General features: G+C 63.7%; 2 protein-coding genes. Both read left to right on the top strand.

From position 1 onward, the window contains the following. Window positions 1–164: 3-deoxy-7-phosphoheptulonate synthase (locus EOA33_RS36590; protein ID WP_190234514.1), on the top strand; the 164-nt coding region annotated here is incomplete at its 5' end. A gap of 179 nt (window positions 165–343) precedes the next feature. Continuing rightward, complete coding sequence (locus EOA33_RS36585; RefSeq protein WP_127407789.1) at window positions 344–1,048, top strand: hypothetical protein; 705 nt, start codon at window positions 344–346, stop codon at window positions 1,046–1,048. The last annotated feature ends 18 nt before the right edge of the window (window positions 1,049–1,066 follow it).

Genomic DNA, 1,066 nt, shown 5'->3' with positions numbered 1-1,066 from the left:
CCGGCGGGGCCCGTGCCATCACCGCGGAAGACCTGCAGGACCGCTACCACACGCATTGCGATCCGCGCCTCAACGCCGACCAGGCGATCGAGCTCGCCTTCCTGGTCTCGGACCTGCTCAAGAAGAGCCACACGGTCCAGCACAAGCAGGCCGCCAACGGCTGAGCCGCTTGCTGGTTTGAATCTGCGTGATCAAAGGCGCCGGAGAAATCCGGCGCCTTTTTTGTTTCGGGCCGAGGAGCGGTAACATCAGAGCTTACGAAAATGTGTTCTGGCGCGACCATTGCAAAACCAAGATTGGATGGAACTGCATCGTCCACCCCCAACCGGTTCCAGCATTCACCATGCGTCACGAGCATGCCGTCATCCACCACCGCGCCCTTGATTTCTGGTCGGCTCGAGCGGCGGTCCTCATCATCATCTGCCTGCAGCTTCTGGTCATAAACGACTTGTCGTTCGGCCCGCGCTGGCTGGCGCCTGCGATCGAGGCGGTGCTGCTCGTGCCCCTGTCGATCGCGACGGCGTGGACGCAAATGGCGACGCAGAAGGCCATCGATCACGAACATTGGTACGCGATCGGCCGGTTTCGCCTTTACATCCGCCTCACCGCGCTGGTCCTCACCGGCGTCATCAGCGTCATGAACTGCGGGGCGTTGGTCTTCCTGGTCAGGGCGCTGCTCGAAGGCCATGCCGGCGCCGGCACGACGCTGCTTGTCGATGCGCTGAACATCTGGGTCACCAACGTCATCGTCTTCGCGCTTTGGTTCTGGAGCACGGACCGGGGCGGGCCGCCGACCTGTGGGCTGGTCAAGCGCGCGCAGGCCGATTTCCTGTTCCCGCAGATGACGCTGCCCGACCGAGAAATCCGCGGCTGGCTGCCCGGCGTCGTCGACTATGCCTTCCTGGCGTTCACCAACGCGACGGCATTCTCGCCGACCGACACCTTGCCGCTCACCCAGCGCGCCAAGCTCTTGATGATGGCGGAGGCGTCGATCTCGCTGCTGACGATCGCGCTGGTGGCGGCGCGGGCGGTGAACATCCTCGCCTGAATCACGACACAACTAGCG

The sequence above is a fragment of the Mesorhizobium sp. M4A.F.Ca.ET.050.02.1.1 genome, assembly GCF_003997725.1.
GTDB lineage: Bacteria > Pseudomonadota > Alphaproteobacteria > Rhizobiales > Rhizobiaceae > Mesorhizobium.
This window is presented reverse-complemented; position numbering and strand designations above follow the sequence as displayed.

Coding starts and splice junctions, on each gene's coding strand:
- EOA33_RS36585 (WP_127407789.1), top strand. CDS start 344: ATGCGTCACGAGCATGCCGTCATCCACCACCGCGCCCTTGATTTCTGG.